Source organism: Vibrio sp. Of7-15, assembly GCF_022347565.1.
GTDB lineage: Bacteria > Pseudomonadota > Gammaproteobacteria > Enterobacterales > Vibrionaceae > NORP241.
On the sequence record NZ_JAKRGH010000003.1, the window covers coordinates 61,520 to 79,739 of the forward strand.

Consider the following 18,220-nt stretch of genomic DNA (forward strand, 5'->3'; position numbering starts at 1 on the left):
GGAGTGGACTCAGTAAAAAATAAAGCAAGGTTGCTACTCGGTTCAGCAATAGTGACGTTGTCACTATTGCTGATTCTCGTTGTGGGGTACGCACAAGCATTAAAAAGCTATCAACAGTTAACCGTTGATACGGTGCTGGCGCAAACAGAAGCAGCACGTCTTGGTATTGAACAAATCCTGAATTCAGGTGTGTCCCTGACCGAAATTGCAGGCTTAAATAAAGTTCTTCAGCCTATTGCTGATTCAGAAAACTCAGTGACGGGGTTGCGCTTACTAGCCGGTGATAAAGAGTTATATAGTTTTGGCCCTCAAGCAGGTAGCCTTAATCATATTTCAGTACCATTAAGTAACAAATTTGGCCAAGTAGGCAGTTTGGAAGTGGTTTTAAGCCCTGAAAAGGTTGAAGCTCTGATCAGCGCTAACTTTCAGCCGATGTTATGGCTTATTGCAATCCTTCTTATCGTCTTTGTTGGTTGTGTACTGAAGAGTCAGCATCGTGCTGTTTATCTGACCAGTTTTACGGTCATCTTCTTTACTATGGCCATTAGCGTATTGCTGTTAGTCGGCAGCTTGTACCGTGATGGTTTACAAAGCAAAGCGGTATCTCTGGGGGATATTGTAAGCCAGCGTTTATCTCCCATTCTTGATTATAACGTTGATCAAGATTTATTAACTGGGATTGATGGCATGCTTGATAACTTCAGGCGCGCGAATCCGGAGCTTTCCGAAATTTCGGTGTACAAAGGCGAAGCGTTGATTGCCAGTAGCCATGACCGAAATAGCATGGGGCTGATTTTAAAAGACACCGGAGTGCTTGAATACAGCCATGCCACCTCTTTGCAAGGCGAGGTGAGGTTATCTTATCAAGCAGAAGTTGTTTTAGCACAGCTCGCGAGAATTTTGAAAAACTTCGCGGTGCTGTTTTTTGCGTGTGGGCTAGTGTGTTTTGTGTTCATTCGTCTATTAAGCGGTGAAGCAAATCGAAGCCAAGACGATTTAGTTCTAGAGCGACTTAAGCCCTTGTTTCTTGGCGCAGTGCTAATGGAAGCGCTAATGGCTCCGATCATGCCCCAGTACCTAACAGCAGTTGCTAATGATGCTGGTTTAGGGGCGGGCGCATCTTCTTTATTTTTCACGCTGTATTTTCTCGGTTTTGCATTAACGCTATTGCCTGCTGCTCGGCTTATTGAACTTTATGATATTAGACGAGTGCTGGTTATTGGCATTTTATTATCAAGTTTGGGGTGTGTTCTTCTTGGCTCTGAGTACTTCCATATTGATTGGAATATTGTCGTTACGCTTGGGGCAAGGTTAGTTTCTGGTATTGGCCAAGCTTTAATTTTTATTGCTGTTCAAGGGTATATTTTAAGATTTAGTAACCGAAGTAATAAAACTCAGGCGGCGGGTATCATTGTCTTTTGCTTTAACGCTGGCTTTATTACCGGGGCAGCGATTGGTGCTTTATTGGCTAACTACCTTGGTGATAAAGGTATCTTTATGCTTGCGGCAAGCATCGGTCTGATCATGAGTATGTTTAGTTTGTTGTTGCCTTCCATGAAATTACAGAAGGTGTCATCACGATCGTTTACTCAAAATATTGTGGAGATGATGTCTGACTCGTGGCGCTTAATTAAAGTCCCTGCATTTATTCGTACCATGTTATTAGTCGGGATACCAACGAAAGCAGCATTAACGGGGGTTGTGTCTTTTGCTGTTCCTTTATTGTTATCTGAGCAAGGGATCAGTAAAGAAAGTATTGGGCAGGTATTAATGGCATACGCAGCTGTAGTGTTGTTTGTGAGCCATAAGGTTGGCCCTTGGGTTGATAAATTAGGCAGTAGCAAAACCGCGTTGAGTATTGGCAGTTTATTAGCTGGGCTAGGCCTTGCTTTGTTGGCTTATGCTCTGATGCTGGAAACAGAGTGGCACATTGTCGCGTTAATGACGGTATCTATGATGGTGCTGGGCTTTTCACACGGTTTAATTAATGCGCCTGTGGTGACACACGTTGTAGAAAAAACTCGTGGTTATAGCAGCACAGACTCAACAGTTGCAGCAACTTACCGATTTCTTGAAAGATTTGGTCATGTTTCCGGTTCTATTATAGTGGCTCAATTGCTGATGTGGTTAGGGGCTGCTCAAGCGATGCTTGCATTAGGTATTTTCTTCACTTTGGCTTGCACTCTATTTGTGATGTTTGAACGAACCACGGTTAAGGCGGTGAGTGTATGAGGTGGATAGTTTTATTGTGCTCATTTTTGAGTTTCATTGCCTTTGCAAAACCAAGTGACATGAGTTCAGGCATGATGCAGGAAGTGCAAAAACCTTGGCCTCAATGGCTTGGAGAAGAGTTAAAACCAGATTTTAATAGCCATTGGCAAACTGAAATTACAGATTTGGGAGTGACTTATTCTCCGGCGCAATCGCTACCAACGGTGCTTGTGATTATTTCTCGTAAAGCGAAATCTTATGATACAGCGTTGAATACCTTGTTAGGAGCATTCAGTCGAGAATTGCCACAAGCACAGCTAGTTATACGTAAACTACCAACGGAAAAAGCGGAATTAACCGAATTACTTAATCTTGCAGAGCAAAGTAGTGATTTGATTTATACCGTGGGCTCTAAAGCCACGGTAGCGGTTCGAGAAGTATTTAAAGGTCGTCAAACCCCTGTTGTTTCTGTAAACGCAAAAGACCCTGTTCAACTGGGTTTAATTGAGGATTATCAGGGGTCAGGTGATAACTTTGCGTTTACGTCTTTGAATTTACCTGCTGATGTTACCTTGGCTTTTATGCAGCGTTTTAAACCTCACCTAGAGCAGGTTGCTGTGCTTTATGCAAAAAGCAATAAGAGTGCTTATGTCACTCAATATTTGCCTTTAAAGAAAGAAGCAGAGCAAAAAGGGGTGAAGGTATGGCCGATAGTGGTAGACGAAAGTGATCCTGATTTGCGTTTAAAAACGACGATGAAGCGAACCATTGCGGAACTAAAGCAAAATGATCCTAATTTAACAAAAACAGTGTTGTGGCTCACAGGCAGCTCAAGTTTACTGGCAAGAGTGGCAGAAATTAACCAGTATTCTAGTAACTTACCGCTGATTTCAGCTGTGCCTGATGTAGTTCGCCAAGGGAAAGACAGTGCGTTGATGTCGTTTGGTGTGAGCTTTGTGAACAATGCTCATCAAGCTGCTTTGTATGGATTGTCCATTTTAAAAGGAGAAACAACAGCTGGAGAATTGCCTGTTGGGTTGATCTCACCACCTGACATCGCGATTAGCTTTGAACAAGCTCAGAGAATTAATCAGCAAATACCATTTGTGCTAATGGAAATGGCCAGTGATGTATATGACACCGATGGAAAGGTAATTCGTTCAGAGGGTAAATCTATGCAGGAACAGCAATGAAGGTAAGCAGACTATACAAAGCTTTTGGCCTCAGCTTTTGTTTGTTATGGACAGCAGGCGTTAATGCTGCGGGAAATATTGGCCCTGAGCGCTTATTGTTGGTAACTCAACAATGGCGACCTTATCAGTACCAAGAAAACGGTGAGATGAGGGGCCCTGGTATTGATAAAATAAAGTGTGTGATGAAAGGCATGCAGCAGCCTTATCAACTTACGATGACAAGCTGGGATCGAGCCCAAATCTTAACGGAAGTAGGCGATCAGCATGGTTTCTTTTTGGCATCAAAGAATGATATTCGAGATAAGTTCGCTTCATATTCAGACCCAGTAATGAATCAAGCGTGGAGTTGGTTTAGCCTTTCAGACTCTATCGACACACAAAGCACTATGTTTAAAGAGCAGATCACTGTTACGGCTTTGTTTGGTTCTAATAAATGGTTTTGGCTACAAAAACAGGGTTATCGAGTAGAAAAAAAACCACGCCATTCCGGAACCTTGGTTGAGTTGTTATTAGCTGGTGAGGTGGGGGCTGTCCTGGCGAATGATTTTGTTATGGAAGACGCTATTAAACAGCTAGGCGTAAGTCACCGTGCTATTACTAAAAATAGAATTAAAGAAAAGCCACTTGGTGTGTATTTTTCAAAAAAATTTACTAAGCAGTACCCGCGTTTTTTAAAGGCATTTAATGAAGCCGTAGCGCAGTGTAAGGGGAGTTAAAATGCCATTATCATTAAGAATTATCAGCTCTCCTAACGGGGAACCAATTTCAGATTGGACTAAAAACTTCCCAGAAGAAGGGGGAAGTATTGGACGCTCATTTGGAACTACGATGCAGCTCTCTGACGCGACTCGTGAAGTTTCTGGCACACATGCAGTGATCAATCGTGGCAGCCGTGGTTATCAGATCATGGACATGAGCACCAATGGATTATTCATTAATGGAAGTAATCAGCCATTAGGGAAAAATAATCAATCGGCTTTAAACGATGGCGATGTTATCGATTTAGGTCAATATCGCTTGATGGTATCTTGTTTTGTACCAGCTCAAGCCACAGCGAAAAAAGGACTAGAAACTGCCAATTCACCACTAGGTAGTTGGGAAGATGATCCTTTTGGATCCGATATTCCGCCTATGTCGACTCAACCTGAAGCACCTGCTCAAGTAAGAGAGCCTGAATTATCTTTCAGTGCGTTGTCAGATAGCGTTGAGCCGGATCCCTTTTTGGAGATAGAGGCAGAAAAAGAGAGCACTGACGAAGTGCGAAATATTAGCCTATTAAGCAACGATGGGTTTGATGATGACCCGTTTGCTGAAGACAGCAGTGACAGTTTAACGCCTATTACTTTTGATGCGCCAATAGCACCTCATACGGGTAATTCTTCTCCTAATATTCATCCAGCCATGGATCCACAGCAGTTATTATCCATGCAAGCGAAGCAGCAAGAGCTGATGATTCAAGCTGTGGAAATGGCCTTTGGTCGTTTGATGGAAGAAATGGCTCCTGCCCATTTAGAAGATATGTTTAATGATATCGCACAGCCTGGTTTCTTTAGCCGTAAGCCGGATTATTGGTCGATGTACAAACGTTATTTCCAGCGTCAACAAGACAATCAAGACTGGCAATTAAAGTTTAAGGCGTATTTCAGTGAGAGTTTACGCATTAAACAGTCGTTAGGGGAAAAGTAAGATGAAAAAGATACTCTTAATGATGGCTTGTGTGTTTTTGCTGAATGGCTGTAGCTCGTGGATGTTTTGGAAAGATCCTCTTCCGCTTCAGGTAACAGTGAATATTGAAGCGGCAAACAACATTAACCCCAATTTAGATGGATTAGCTTCTCCGCTTGAAATGAGGGTGTATCAGCTTGCTGACAGCGAAGCGTTTAATCAGGCCAATTTTATTGATCTTTACAATGATGATCAGGGCATTTTAAAAGCTAAGTTACTGTCAAAGCGTAATTTAGACAGTGTATTACCCGCAGAGAAACGCGTAGTTGTGTTGCCTCAGCTAGCTGAAACTCAATATATTGGCGTGATTGCGGCGTTTGCCGACTACCGAGAAGCAAAAAATAAAGCGATTGTACAAGTTCAGCCGGGTTTACCTGTGGTTGTGAATATCAGTGTCGATGGAATTAATATCAGTATTACAGGTCAAGAGGGCTAATTAAGAATGGATAAGAAAAAAGTCGTTTGGTCTGAAGGGATGTTTTTAAGCCCGCAGCATTTCCAGCAACAAGAGCGTTACTTAGAAACATTTACAAAATCTTACTGTGGTTTGATGAATCCGGCGCGTTTTGGTCTTGCTGCCCTTGAACTGGATTCTTCACTTACTCGGATTGGTAAAGTTGGGATCAAAAGCGCATCGGGTTTATTCCCAGATGGTACTCCGTTTGAGGTACATAATGGACTTGCTCTAGAGATCCCTGAAGGTACTATTGATAAGCTTGTTTATTTGGCATTGCCGATTTATCGCACGGGGGTTGTAGATGTCGGTGATGAGCAAGATAAAAATCGACGTCATCATCGAATTGATCATAATGTATTTGATACCAGCCGAGATCACAGTGAAGCATTACAGCTGGAGCTGGCGGAGCCGAACATTGTATTAAAGCTAGAAGGGGACGATCTACAAGATTACACCGTGATACCGATTGCTCACGTTACTGAGCATAAATCAGATGGTGAAATTGAATTAAACCGTGCTTTCATTCCTGTGCCACTTTACTTCACAGTGTCGGATTATTTAAAAGACAACGTGAACGACATCTACGCGCAAATGCAATATCGTGCACGCACCATTTCACAGCGTCTGCAGGTGGAGTCGGGCAGTAAAAGTCATCAAGCACTTTTACGTGACTATTTGTGGCTTCAAGCATTGGGCCGTTGGCTGCCAAACGTGAAATACTGGCTTGATACCAGCACCATTTCCCCTCAAGAAATCTACCAAACGTGTTTGCAAATGGTGGGTGAAATGCAAGGTCTTGAAGGTAAGATGCCGCAAGAATATCAAGGCTGGGAACATAACCGTTTGTATAGTTTATTTTCATCCCTGTTTTCTGATATTCGTATCATGTTGCGTGAAGTACAGCTAGACAGTGTGAGCACTTTGGTTTGGGATAGCAGTCTATTTGAGAAACGTCGACTATTGCGCACAATCGTACAAGATCGAGGCTTATTTAATGCTGGTCGATTCTTGTTGGTGGTTTCTTCACCGTTAGGCGCAGTGCAGCTGGGGGAGCAGTTCCCACAAGCGAGTAAATTGGCGGGTAATAGCGCGATTGCAGAATTGGTGCGCAATGCGTTATCTGGTGTACCGATGCGTGCGCTTCCTGTACCACCTTCTGAGCTAAAAGCACGCAGTGATGCTGCTTATTTTGAATTGGATACTCAGTCACCATTATGGCGTGAGTTGATTCAAAAAGATGAGCCGATAGCCCTTCATGTTGACAGCCGTATTGGTGAAGTTGACATCGAATTTTTTGTGATTAGATAGGGGCGTGAGTGATGACGTCATTATTTAATGAACAAGAAACTATTTCAGTTCGGCGCAGTGGAGCTAATGCCGAGCCAGTGAAGTCTGCTGAGCAGAATCCAGCACTGGATTTAACTGGAACTGAAAAGCTCATTGAAAACTTAACGATTTACGGTAATCCATTGCTTAATGCCAGTAGTGAATTACTGGGTTTATTAGTCAGTTTGCCTCGTTTAGCTACACCGCTGGATATCGATGCATTTCGTCAGCAACTATTAGATGGCATTGCTGACTTTAAGCGCCGTGGTTTGTTCTTGGACTATCACCCGAGTGTGATTGAAAAAAGCTGCTTTGTTTTGTGTGCCGCGTTTGATGAATGTATTTTGTATACCCATTGGGGCGAGCAAGTTCGTTGGGAAAATCATTCCTTATTGAGTAAGGTATTTAACCAACGAGATGGTGGTGAAGTCTTTTTCACGTTGTTGGATCAAGCGCGCCGCCAGCCATCAAAATTAGTGGATTTTTTAGAGCTTCAATATGTGCTTATTATGTTGGGCTTCTTAGGTAAATATCGCCATTCTGAGCGACGAAAAATCAATGAGCTTCAGTCTGAGCTTTATAGTGTCATTCGCTTTTACAGAGAAGAGTCTGCTTTGCCAGTGCCTGCTCCCGGTACAGTGGTTGATGCAAGAAAACCATGGCAATTCTTGAGTGTCACTAAGCTGTTGGTGATCAGTGGTTTGGTTGTGCTGGGCTCTTATGCATTTTCTGAGTTCTGGTATAAAAACCGCAGTCAAGCGACATTATCTGCGTTTACGTCGTTAGACATGCATGGTTTTGTTCACACGACGCAAGATAGTGACTTGATTTACACAAGTACACCCGCCGATTTGGGGCAAAAGGACGCCAGTTTGCCTGAAGTAATGGTGGAATCTATGACACCACCTCAAGTGACCTGGGAAATTTTGATAGCCACTTTCTCTAGTAAAGATGATGGGCAACGCCTAGCACACGACTTACGAGAATCTGGCTACAGTATTACCATCAAAACGTTAGATACAGGTGTGGAGTTGATTGTTACTGAGCAAAAAGATTTAGCGAAAGCCAAAGCGTTAAAAAATGAGCTGAATATACGCTTCGGGCTTAATGCTGCTGTGCGCCGAAGCAAACAGTGATTGTCGGCTAAAACGGAGTTTATAACATCATCATCGCAGTTCTTCACTTTATTGGCCTAAGTCTAGATAGGGTAGAAGCAACTGCGACTATGTATAAGAATAAAATTTATGAAATTAAATAAACCATTACTCTTGCTAACCGTCCTGTTGTTGATGGCTTCTGCTTTCACTTGGTGGCTGATACCTGCTGAGCCTGATTTTAATGGCTTGGTAAAAATGTTGATAGTGTTTAGTTTGCTTGCTGCGGGGCTTGTTTCATTCGGCTTATCTTACTGGTATCGTTCAGAGAAAGAGCAAGATGAGCAGCAACACGAACAATCTTTGCTTCTTAAGCAAGACATACAAACCATTAATCAGCTATTCAAAAGTGCTGTTAAGCAGCTACGTGGTGTAAGAGGGAATAAACTCAACAGCTTGTATGAGTTACCTTGGTACGTCTTGATCGGTGGGGAAACCGACGCCAAAAGTAGTTTGTTACAGCAAAATAATTTAGAGCCAGTATTACACCGAGCACACGATGCAAGTGATACGGATCAGTATGTTCGTTTCTGGAGCAATGATAATCTTGTAGTTATTGAAGTAGGGCATCGCTTATTTGATAGTGATGGCATTGATGATTCATTATGGCGTGCTTTTGCGAAACAGCTACTTAAATACCGCCCTCGTCAGGCAGCGAACGGGGTTGTTACGGCTATTGGTTGTGATCGATTACTGCAAGGTGATAAAAAAGCGCGCCAAATATTAAGTACCAATCTACAAGAAGCGATTTTGACGTTAGGTGAACATACTGGCTTGTCTTTACCTGTTTACAGTATCTTCACTAAATCTGATTCCATTTCTGATTTTGTGGACTTCTTCACTAGCTATTCAGGTTGTGATGTTGAAAACCCATTTGGTTTGTCTTTTTCAATGGATGACTCGCGTCGATTTAATCCTCACCAGTTCGAATCTGATAGCAAGCAATTATTGAAATCACTGTCTCAACAACAATTCCAGTTATTACGGGAAGTTCATCAGGACAGCAGCTCTTCTGTTATCGCTTTACCTTACCAATTGAGAATCTTTTTTGAGCGCGCGAATGAGCTATTAACCAATATTGGTCGTGAAAACCGAGTTCGCCAAGCTGTATGGCTTCGAGGTATGTACTTGGTCAGTACGGGCCAAAAAGGAGCGAGTTATGATTTATTAACTCAGCTGGTGGCAGAGCAAGGTTCATTCAACGCAAATTCCGTGAAGTCTCAAGTCCCAAGTCGTAAAAGCTTATTTGCGAGTCGCATTTTTAATAATGTGATTGCACCAGAAGCGGATGCGGTTGGGGTTAATGAAGTTCGCCATCATTCGTATATTGCGGCTCGAAGTGCATTGGTAATTGCTTTGTTTGGTGTCATCACGCTCTTTGGACTACAGCTAAAAGATAACTGGAATTTGGACGAAGAGTTCCGTGGTAATGCGACAACACAATTAAGCCTGTATCGTAATGATATTGAGCGTTTACGAGATGGTCGTTCAGGATTAGCGGAAGTGATTCCGGTGCTGAATGAATTACGTTTAGTGGCCGAGCAAGGTAACCAACCAGTGCCTTGGTATCAGAAGGTCAGTATTAAGCAAACGCAAACGGCAGAGCAAATTTATCAAGGTTATCAGCAGCAGTTACAACTGTTCTTACTACCACAACTTGCAGATGTACTGAGTAGTGAGTTGTACGTGTATGTAAACCTAGGTAACCCAAGTAAGGTGTTTGAGTTACTGCGCTATTATCAGATGTTGTTTGATAAGCAGCGACTAGATCAGCAAGAAATGGTGGATTATTTGGTTGATACCTTGAATGACCAAGGGGATATTTCAGCCGACAGTTTAAATAATTTAGGCCTACTCATGGCTGACTTATTTGGCAGCAGTTATGACAAAGTGTTAGAAGCCAATAGTGAGTTGATCTCTGTTGCGGCACAGAATTTAGAAGGTCTATCGCCAGAACGCTTGATTTATGCACGCTTAAAAGCCATGCCTGAGTACCGAACTCGTGTTGATATTCGTCGCCAGTTGGGTGAAAAGTTTGGCTCGATGTTCCGCTTTAAAAATGATTTTCATGGCTATTTATTGCAAGAGCTGTATACCCGCCAAGGCCACTCCAACATTGATTTATCGGTGAAGTCACCACTGCTGAAAAAGCAACTGGAAGAGTTTAAATCGATCCAAGGCGACATGTCGGGTGTCTCTATTGCAGAGCTGACGGCATTGAGTAAAAAAGTACAACGTCTGTACTACGCTGACTATGTGTATCAGTGGAAAGAGCTGGTTAATAACATTGAAGTGAAAGAGTTTACCAGTATGGCTGATTTAGCGTATGCGGTGAAAATAGCTCGTGAGCCAGCTAACAGTCCATTAATTGATGTTCTTGATGCTCTAGTTGTTAATACCACTTTAGCCACTGAAAAGACCCCTGATACGAAAGGGACGACAAAAGCTGCAAGACAGCTGGGTTTAAAGAGCGTTGCTAAAGTGGCTAAAAAAGCAGACAAAATTAATAAAGTAGGGGGTGAAAAACTACTTCGTTTACAGCCTGCTTTTGTTGTGAACGAAGCGTTTAGCAGCTATTCAACATTTATGGGGGCAGAATCTGAAGTACCACCCGTTAATGAGTTGATCACTGAATTTGATAATTTGAATACCTATTTCGATAGTGCACTTTCTAGCAGCGAGCCAGGTAAAGCAATGTACGCCAATGCTAAGGCTCATGCAGCTGGTAGCCAAGACCCACTTGTGACATTCCGACGTCAGTCTAGCCGTGCTCCGGGGCAGGTAGCAGACTGGATTAAGTCACTTGATGATCAAGCTTGGAGCCATATTATTAGTAGTAGCTCGGTGTATTTGAATCGACAGTGGAAAGAGCGTGTTTATTCGTTTTACCGTCAAGCAATTGAAGGTCGCTTCCCATTTTCTCTTCAAGGGCGTGGTGAAGTAGCTTTGGATGACTTTGCTAACCTATTTAAACCGCAGGGACGTATTGATACCTTTATTACAGAAGAGCTTCAGCCTTTTGCGTATTGGGATAATGGAGTACTGAAATTAGCGGAAATTGATGGAGAACGTTTACCAATAAAAGCCGATATGCTGAGAAAGCTAAAACAAGCAAAAGACATTCGTGAGTTGTTCTTTGGGCCGACAGGTCAAGAGCTTGCTTTGCAGTTGCGCCTTAAAGCCAGCTCCATGAGTACATCGACGACGCAGTTTGATATTCGTGAAGCCGAAAGCTTATTCGCTTATCGTCATGGCCCACGTTTATGGCAGAACATTGCATGGCCTACAACAGGAGAAGATGGTTATATTTCCGCTAATTTCTATAATGGTGAGAATAGAACCGCAAGTAAATCCTATACGGGGCAGTGGGCAATTTTCCGCATGTTATTTGATGGACAATCCAGTTCTACGGGTGACCGACGTATTAGAAATCTTGTTTATAAGCTAGAAAAAGACGATATTGTGCTTCAATATGCGTTAAAAGACAGCAACCGAGCGTTAAATAAAGGGTTATTAACCAGCTTCTATTTACCATCGAGCTTGTAATTCAAGATAGGGGATATTGTGAATGCATTTTTGCCTGTGCAAGCAGGCAGTTTATTGGCTAACCGCTTTTTGGTGAAAGAACCGTTAGGTCGAGCTGTTTATATAGCCTATGACTTGAGTCACGGTAAAACGGTTGTCATTAAGCAAGCGAAGGCGTCACAATTACAAAAAGAGTGGCAATGTTTATCGATGTGCCACTCACCCTATATTATAAAAGCAGGGGAGTTATGCTCCTCTGCTTCATTATTGACTCTTCCATACTTAGATGGACAGTCGTTACTGTCTTTCTCTTCTGATCAAGCTCACTTGTTTTTATCATTATTGCCTCAACTGGTGAGGGCTATTGATCATGTACATCAGCAAGGTTGGATCCACGGTGATATTAAGCCTTCTAATGTGATGTATTTAGCCAATGAACATAAAATTCAGTTGATTGATTTTGGATCTTGTCTATCCATTGGTACGAAATATTATGATTTGGATGAATGGCAGCTGACACCAGGATTTTCTACACAGGACCAACTGCAAGGTAATGGCCACGTACTTCCTAGCTACGATTGGTTTGCACTCAAGCAATGGCTATCTCAATTGGATGCAAATTGTTTATCTGATCCTGAGCTGCGTTTAGCTACCCAGTGGTCATCTTGGCTTCAGACGAAAGTAAAGTAATCAAGCTTACTTCGAAGCCAGCATTTGGTATTTTTTTAACATGCTTGAATATTTAGGTGTTCGCTTTAGGTTTTTGATAGATTTACTAAACTGCTGGATTAGGTAGGTAGCGTTCGGTGTTTTTTTACTTATCGCCATGTAAATAGGGCTAATGTCGACGGCTGGCTCTAACAGCACTATTTGATGACTGACTCCTAGCCGATCAGCCTGTAATTTTATAGCAAATGGGTTGCCAACGGCCAATTCAAATCGTTTTCCTATCAGCATTTTGATGAGTTGATGTTCATTGTTTACTCTGTCTTTTTTCAAAAAATTTGCTTTGTCGTACTCGTTGCCGTAGGTATATCCGCTGATCATACCGATGCGATACTGTTTGAGAGTGTTTAAGTCCCCATTATAGTGAATGGAGAGCTCTGGCCTAGTCACAAACTGATTGACTTCTAGGGCGTGGGGTTCGTCTGGGTAAAGGGCAAATTGAGCACGCTCTTCAGTGTAAAACATAGTGGTGATCAAATCTGCTTTACCTGTTTTTAAGCTGTTTAGTGCGCCTTGCCAAGAAGATCTTTGGTAACGAAGGGTAAAACCAAGATCATCTGCGATATGCTCTAGTACCTCAATGGATATTCCTGAAAAGGTGTCATTGTCTTTGAAGTAAAAGGGGGGATAATCCACATCGGCTAAGGCGATAGTCAGTACTGAGGGGATCTGTTTTTCACTGGCGTGACTATGCAAAGAAAAAGTTAACAATATGCAGAAAATGGCGATAAGATGCGAAAAAAGCATGTATGTTCGCTTTACTATGCAGTGCAATCTAACCTCTACGACATGAATGGCTATCTATAGAAAATAGCACGTGTCAGGAGGTATTGCGTATGAGTAAAGGTCTTTGGTAAGAAAAGAGGGCTTGCTAGCCCCCAATTAATACGGTGGGCATCCCCATAACAATAGTGCCGCCATGAGCAGTGGTATCACCCATTCGAGCGGCAGGTTTACTGTTAACTAATACTGTAGCGCTACCTTTGACCACACTGTCTGGTGGCCCAACACAAACACAGATTTGTCCAACGGTTGCGGCAGGAAGATTACCAATTAGAACCGTACAAGGTAGAGGAAGAAGTGGACCGCCCACATGGGGGATTGGTACGACAGCAGGGGTTTGCATTGGGCACACATGCATGTCGGTAGCTCTGGCTGCGGGTAGCATAATTAACTCTCCTTAACTTACTTCGCTCTGTAGGCCATTACCGCCCTGTGCGATGTTTAAACCCATGTCTAAATAGTGTTGATAGCGTTCTTTAGCTTGCTCACCATCTGGTAACACAGCGGTTAAATTAATTGCCCCTGCGACGGCGTGAGAATACAGATTTGCAGGTGGTGGAACCACAGGATCACCAACGGCAGTCATGCTGCCTCCACTCCAGAATGCAGCTTGTGCTGTCCAGCCTGCACCTGTTTGCAAATCTGCTTTTTCTGCCATTTGTTCTGCAAAGCGACGTGATGTTTCATCAGGTGTATGCACCCAAGCTTTGGCTGAACGGATGGCATTTTCTTCGTCTTCATTCCAGTCATCGCGGCTTGAGGAGCAACAACAAGCCCACCAAATCGCTTCACGAACGGGTAGAGCATGTGCAAGAAATAAAACCACATCATTAAACAGTTCAGCGTCAATAGCCGCTAAAATCAAGGGCGCAGGCTCAGGGTGTTGCTGGGATAACTCTAAAATTTCATCACTGGCTTCATAAAGGTTTAAAATATCACTGGCCAATTGATGGGGTATTTTTAAATAAGTCATTAATTTACCTTCGCAATAGCGCCTTGAATTTGTACCATTGCGCCTGCTTTTACTTGGGTCATAGCACTACCGTTTACGGTAATCATGGTGCCTTTAATATCGGCTTTACCTTGGCCTTCAACGGTTACCATAGTGGCTTTCATTTCTGCTTTAGCTTGCCCACTAATGGCAATTTGTGGCCCTGAAATTTTAATGCCACTTGCGCTTAGTTCAATGGAGCTTCCGCCAACGGCGAGCTTAATACTGGTTTTACCCGAAATTTTAACGGTCTGGCCATCAACAGACACAGCGGAAGTTGCGCTAATATCGGCGTTCTTGCCTGCATCTGCACTGAAGTTGGCATCTGCTTTTAAAGAAACGTCCTTTTTTGCACTGGCAGAAAAAGCATCTTCAGTGGCTAATGTCATGGCCTCTTTACTTTTCCAGTCTGTCGTTTTTTCTACTTCAGTGGAGGAGATGCCTGTGATTGTTTGTTTCGAGTCGTTCTTAACATTAATCGTTAGGTCTTTTTCAGCTTGAAGAAAGACCTCTTCTTTGTCTTTTTTATCTTCAAAGCGCAGTTCATTTGCGGTGCTGCTGCTGCCATTTGGTGTGGTACGGGTTTTTATGCCGCTTTGCGTGGCAGTGGTATAAGGCGGCTTATTTTTTCCATTATAAATAGAACCAGATACAACAGGTCTATCAGGATCGCCATCAATGAAGCTGACTAATACTTCGTCACCAATTCGCGGAATGAATTGTACGCCAAAGCCGTTACTGGCGACGGCTTGAGCTACTGGCACCCAGCATGAACTTTTCTCATCTTTTTTACCGTCTTGATCCCAATGGAATTGGATTTTTATTCGTGCTGACTTATCTTGGTTGACTTCTTCGCCACTTGGTCCTGTGACTTCTGCACTTTGAATACTATAAATTCTCGGTTTTTCGATAAAAGGTGGTCGCCATGTGCCAGTTGTCGGAACACAGTGAATTCGGTTCTGATATTCCGCTTGCATGCCACTTTCATTGGCTTGAATCGAGTGCTCAGCATGGGTGATCAAGTACTCTTGATTGTATTCAGACTCGGTATGATCCGTTAAAGAAAAGCGCAGCCCAGCCCCCAGCGTTGGGATTGTTGAATGGGCAACAGCAATCACTTTTTGGCTATCAATGCTTTCCATTTGCCGTTTGGCGGCATCACGAATGGCGCTTTTATCTTGATTACCTTGGCCGAAAAAGTATTGGGTTAACGCGCTGTTTTTGATTGATGAGGTGGTGTTGCGATCACCGCTCGATAAACATTCTGCAAGCTCTTGAGTGTGATCGGCTAATGAAAGTTTGCTTGCCCCAATTTGGTTACGATAGCCCCATTGCGTGATGGCAAAGGTTTTATCTTTCGCATTGGTAATGAAGGGAACTTTGCTATCCTTGGCTTTATTAAAATCTTGATTACTGTCGGCGATAACAACAGAAGGTTGAGAGCCTGTGTGATCACAATGATAATGCCAGCCTTCACTTGCCATCATGCGCATTAAGAAATCTAAATCAGATTCATTAAATTGGATACAGTATGTGTGGGTAATGCCTGAACTTCGAGGCGATACTTTGAAATAGCTTTTCAAACCAGAATCAGACAGCACTTCTTCTACAATTTGCTTTGTACTCATTTCTTGAAAAGTACGGCTGGTCGTACGAAATGCAAATACAGAAAGTGGATCAATAGCTTCTACACGGTAGCTATAGAGTTGTTTTCCAACATCAAAGCCAATATTTTCAATCGACGATGTTAGAGCAAGAAAGCGTTTTACTTCTTCTCTATCACCTTCAAAACCAGGAGAATAGCGTACATCAAAAGTTTTGCCTAAGCTGCTCTCGGCTAGCTTCTCGCTAGATACAATAGTCGCTACAAAATCCGAACGTCCTGATACACGTTCAGTCACGTTCAGCTCAGTGATAATGTATGGCCCTTTGCCGTCCAATTTGGCAAGAGCAGGACGCTGTTTCTCATTATAGTCAGCAGCCATAATCTAAGCTCTCTGTTGTTATAATAATTATTTTTAATATCGTAATTATACAGTATTTCTTAATAAGTCGAATTTATCAATGGTTGGTTATTATATAATTTATAAGTAAAAAAACAGCTCTGATGACTCGTGTATAGAGAGCTCATTCCAATTGTTCGTATTGCTTTAACCGTTTTAGTTGTTGTCACTGTTTATATAAGAACGGGTAAGTGCGCCATTATTTTCAAAATACCTTGAATTTTTGTTTTTATGTAAGTGATATCCATTCCACTTTTGATGGTTTAGAGCTACATATGTGTACAAAAAAATAATTTGTACAATCTTAATTTTTCAACTAGCATAGTTGTACAAGGTGATTTTTTGTATAGGGTTTAAATATGGATATTCAAGTTGGAGTGAGTGCGTGTGTTCTTGGGCACCCTGTTCGTTTTGATGGTGGTCACAAAAGACATCGTTTTACAGTTGAAGAGTTAAGTGAGTTTTTTAATTTCACTCCGCTCTGTCCGGAGGTTTCGATCGGTTTAACGGTTCCAAGGCCCACGATTAGGCTTGTTAAAAAAGGCGAGCATACTGAGTTAGTTGCGACCAAAGATCCATCGATTATTTACACGGAAAACATGAATCGATTTTGTGATAAGCATATTCCCACCCTAGAAGATATGTGTGGTTATATTGTTTGTGCTAAATCACCTACGTGCGGTATGGAAAGGGTAAAGCTTTATCGAGAGAATGGACATACCATTCCAGGGGGAACCATGGGGATGTTCACACAAAAGCTCATTGATAACATGCCTTGGCTACCTGTAGAAGAAGACGGAAGGCTGCAAGATCCTGTTTTGAGAGAGAATTTTATTTTTCGAGTGTTTGCACTGAATGATTTGTACAATTCTGTGAGTGAAAATTTATCGATAAAAAGCATTGTTGACTTCCACTCAAGATATAAGTTAACTCTAATGGCCCACAGTCGCGTGGACTACACGGCTTTAGGAAGTTTAGTCGCGAACATTAAAGGCCGTGATTTAGATGAGTTTTTTCATGAATACAGAAGTTTATTTATGGCGGCATTGAAGAAAAGAACAAACAAGAAAACGAACACAAATGTGTTAATGCACTGCCAAGGTTACTTTAAGAAAATGCTTAATAAGCAAGAAAAAGAAGAGCTATCTAAGTTAATTTTGGATTATCGAGCTGGAATAGTTCCTTTGTTGTCTCCACTAACTTTGATTAATCATTATTTGAATCGATTTCCGAATGCTTACTTGACCAGTCAAGTATTCTTACAGCCTTACCCAGAAAAATTGAGATTACGCTATGCCCTCTAAGCCACAAGAAAAAACAATGCCAGCTTTACTCAGTATTGGAGAAGTCTCTTCAATAACAGGTGTTAATACCGTTACGCTCAGAGCATGGCAAAGGCGTTATGGCTTAATTACCCCCCAGAGGACAGAAAAAGGCCATCGATTATACAGTGATGCTGACATTGTATTAATTAAGGAGATTTTAGAGTGGCTAGATAAAGGGGTATCTATTGGCAAGGTGAAAGCGCTGCTTGGTAGTGCAGCGGTTGTAGAAAAGGTGAAAAGTGTTCGTTCGCTAGATGGTACAGAAGATGTTATTCGTTATTTAGAGCAGTTTAACCAAGTGAAGTTAGATCGTCAGCTAAGCGAGATGATGAAGCTTTATCCGCTAGAGTCTTTACAGAGCGGTCTATTTGATGTGGTTGAATCACATTTAAATAATGAACAAAACCCTATTGCTGAGTTACAGAAAGCACTATGGGATAACGTGCTGACAGAACGGTGCATTTTTTCTATTGCTGCACTACGAAAGCGAAACAGTCAGGGTTGCTTACTACTCAGCTACGATGAGGTAAGTAATCGGCATTTTTGGTTAGTGAATTTGCAGTTAGCGAATAAAGGCTTTAATGCTATTGCTTTGCAGGCAATTAATGGCAAGTTATCGATTTTACGTACTGTTGTTGAACAGCAAAAAATTAAGCATATAGCATTATATGGTGAGTCTAGAATATCGGCAGTGAACTTAGATCTACTTGTGAATTTCCTTTCAGATCTGGATGTTAGTGTGTCTGTACATGGTTCCATTGCTCACATTCATTCTCAGTCTTTTTGATGTACTAGCAAGGA

At 42.2% G+C, this 18,220-nt stretch carries 15 protein-coding genes; 11 read left to right on the forward strand and 4 right to left on the reverse strand.

Going from position 1 to position 18,220, the window contains the following annotated elements; all coding sequences use genetic code 11:
• The first annotated feature begins 3 nt into the window (after nt 1–3).
• From MHO82_RS04940 to MHO82_RS04980, 9 genes are all read left to right on the forward strand, one after another.
• On the forward strand, nt 4–2,232 hold the full coding sequence (locus MHO82_RS04940) for an MFS transporter (protein WP_239182750.1): 2,229 nt from the start codon (nt 4–6) through the stop codon (nt 2,230–2,232).
• Nucleotides 2,229–3,404, forward strand: a complete 1,176-nt coding sequence (locus MHO82_RS04945) for an ABC transporter substrate binding protein (protein ID WP_239182751.1) — start codon at nt 2,229–2,231, stop codon at nt 3,402–3,404. The genes MHO82_RS04940 and MHO82_RS04945 overlap by 4 nt, the downstream gene beginning before the upstream one ends.
• Nucleotides 3,401–4,120: a transporter substrate-binding domain-containing protein gene (locus MHO82_RS04950; RefSeq protein WP_239182752.1), complete on the forward strand. Its 720-nt coding sequence runs from the start codon at nt 3,401–3,403 to the stop codon at nt 4,118–4,120. The genes MHO82_RS04945 and MHO82_RS04950 overlap by 4 nt, the downstream gene beginning before the upstream one ends.
• A 1-nt stretch (nt 4,121) precedes the next feature.
• Nucleotides 4,122–5,090, forward strand: a complete 969-nt coding sequence (locus MHO82_RS04955) for an FHA domain-containing protein (protein ID WP_239182753.1) — start codon at nt 4,122–4,124, stop codon at nt 5,088–5,090.
• Nucleotide 5,091: 1 nt separating this feature from the next.
• Nucleotides 5,092–5,565, forward strand: coding sequence for a type VI secretion system lipoprotein TssJ (gene tssJ / locus MHO82_RS04960; protein WP_239182754.1), 474 nt, complete (start codon nt 5,092–5,094; stop codon nt 5,563–5,565).
• A 6-nt stretch (nt 5,566–5,571) separates the two neighbouring features.
• Nucleotides 5,572–6,894 (forward strand): type VI secretion system baseplate subunit TssK, encoded by a 1,323-nt coding sequence (gene tssK / locus MHO82_RS04965; RefSeq protein WP_239182755.1) that lies wholly within the window; start codon nt 5,572–5,574, stop codon nt 6,892–6,894.
• Between the two features lie 11 nt (nt 6,895–6,905).
• Nucleotides 6,906–8,048, forward strand: a complete 1,143-nt coding sequence (gene icmH / locus MHO82_RS04970; protein WP_239182756.1) for a type IVB secretion system protein IcmH/DotU — start codon at nt 6,906–6,908, stop codon at nt 8,046–8,048.
• Between the two features lie 108 nt (nt 8,049–8,156).
• On the forward strand, nt 8,157–11,612 hold the full coding sequence (gene tssM / locus MHO82_RS04975) for a type VI secretion system membrane subunit TssM (protein WP_239182757.1): 3,456 nt from the start codon (nt 8,157–8,159) through the stop codon (nt 11,610–11,612).
• An 18-nt stretch (nt 11,613–11,630) separates the two neighbouring features.
• Complete coding sequence (locus tag MHO82_RS04980) at nt 11,631–12,281, forward strand: protein kinase (RefSeq protein WP_239182758.1); 651 nt, start codon at nt 11,631–11,633, stop codon at nt 12,279–12,281.
• A 6-nt stretch (nt 12,282–12,287) separates the two neighbouring features.
• On the opposite strand, the gene MHO82_RS04985 is transcribed toward MHO82_RS04980, so the two are convergent.
• From MHO82_RS04985 to tssI, 4 genes are all read right to left on the reverse strand, one after another.
• Complete coding sequence (locus MHO82_RS04985) at nt 12,288–13,064, reverse strand: transporter substrate-binding domain-containing protein (RefSeq protein ID WP_239182759.1); 777 nt, start codon at nt 13,062–13,064, stop codon at nt 12,288–12,290.
• A 124-nt stretch (nt 13,065–13,188) separates the two neighbouring features.
• The gene (locus MHO82_RS04990) at nt 13,189–13,485 is read right to left on the reverse strand and encodes a PAAR domain-containing protein (RefSeq protein WP_239182760.1); all 297 of its coding nucleotides are present in this window, start codon (nt 13,483–13,485) and stop codon (nt 13,189–13,191) included.
• Between the two features lie 12 nt (nt 13,486–13,497).
• On the reverse strand, nt 13,498–14,073 hold the full coding sequence (locus MHO82_RS04995; RefSeq protein ID WP_239182761.1) for a Twin-arginine translocation pathway signal: 576 nt from the start codon (nt 14,071–14,073) through the stop codon (nt 13,498–13,500).
• On the reverse strand, nt 14,073–16,076 hold the full coding sequence (gene tssI, locus MHO82_RS05000; protein WP_239182762.1) for a type VI secretion system tip protein TssI/VgrG: 2,004 nt from the start codon (nt 16,074–16,076) through the stop codon (nt 14,073–14,075). Before tssI ends, MHO82_RS04995 begins: the two co-directional genes overlap by 1 nt.
• Nucleotides 16,077–16,453: 377 nt before the next feature.
• Here tssI and MHO82_RS05005 point away from each other — a divergent pair, with 377 nt between their 5' ends.
• Together MHO82_RS05005 and MHO82_RS05010 are read left to right on the forward strand one after the other, a co-directional pair.
• Nucleotides 16,454–17,398, forward strand: a complete 945-nt coding sequence (locus MHO82_RS05005) for a DUF523 and DUF1722 domain-containing protein (RefSeq protein WP_239182763.1) — start codon at nt 16,454–16,456, stop codon at nt 17,396–17,398.
• 16 nt (nt 17,399–17,414) lie between these two features.
• Entirely contained in the window at nt 17,415–18,206 is a 792-nt protein-coding gene (locus MHO82_RS05010; RefSeq protein ID WP_239182764.1) for a MerR family transcriptional regulator, read from the forward strand.
• The last annotated feature ends 14 nt before the right edge of the window (nt 18,207–18,220 follow it).

Coding starts and splice junctions, on each gene's coding strand:
- MHO82_RS04995 (WP_239182761.1), bottom strand. CDS start 14,073: ATGACTTATTTAAAAATACCCCATCAATTGGCCAGTGATATTTTAAAC.
- tssJ (WP_239182754.1), top strand. CDS start 5,092: ATGAAAAAGATACTCTTAATGATGGCTTGTGTGTTTTTGCTGAATGGC.
- MHO82_RS05010 (WP_239182764.1), top strand. CDS start 17,415: ATGCCAGCTTTACTCAGTATTGGAGAAGTCTCTTCAATAACAGGTGTT.
- tssK (WP_239182755.1), top strand. CDS start 5,572: ATGGATAAGAAAAAAGTCGTTTGGTCTGAAGGGATGTTTTTAAGCCCG.
- MHO82_RS04945 (WP_239182751.1), top strand. CDS start 2,229: ATGAGGTGGATAGTTTTATTGTGCTCATTTTTGAGTTTCATTGCCTTT.
- tssI (WP_239182762.1), bottom strand. CDS start 16,076: ATGGCTGCTGACTATAATGAGAAACAGCGTCCTGCTCTTGCCAAATTG.
- MHO82_RS04985 (WP_239182759.1), bottom strand. CDS start 13,064: ATGCTTTTTTCGCATCTTATCGCCATTTTCTGCATATTGTTAACTTTT.
- MHO82_RS04990 (WP_239182760.1), bottom strand. CDS start 13,485: ATGCTACCCGCAGCCAGAGCTACCGACATGCATGTGTGCCCAATGCAA.
- MHO82_RS04955 (WP_239182753.1), top strand. CDS start 4,122: ATGCCATTATCATTAAGAATTATCAGCTCTCCTAACGGGGAACCAATT.
- tssM (WP_239182757.1), top strand. CDS start 8,157: ATGAAATTAAATAAACCATTACTCTTGCTAACCGTCCTGTTGTTGATG.
- MHO82_RS04950 (WP_239182752.1), top strand. CDS start 3,401: ATGAAGGTAAGCAGACTATACAAAGCTTTTGGCCTCAGCTTTTGTTTG.
- icmH (WP_239182756.1), top strand. CDS start 6,906: ATGACGTCATTATTTAATGAACAAGAAACTATTTCAGTTCGGCGCAGT.
- MHO82_RS05005 (WP_239182763.1), top strand. CDS start 16,454: ATGGATATTCAAGTTGGAGTGAGTGCGTGTGTTCTTGGGCACCCTGTT.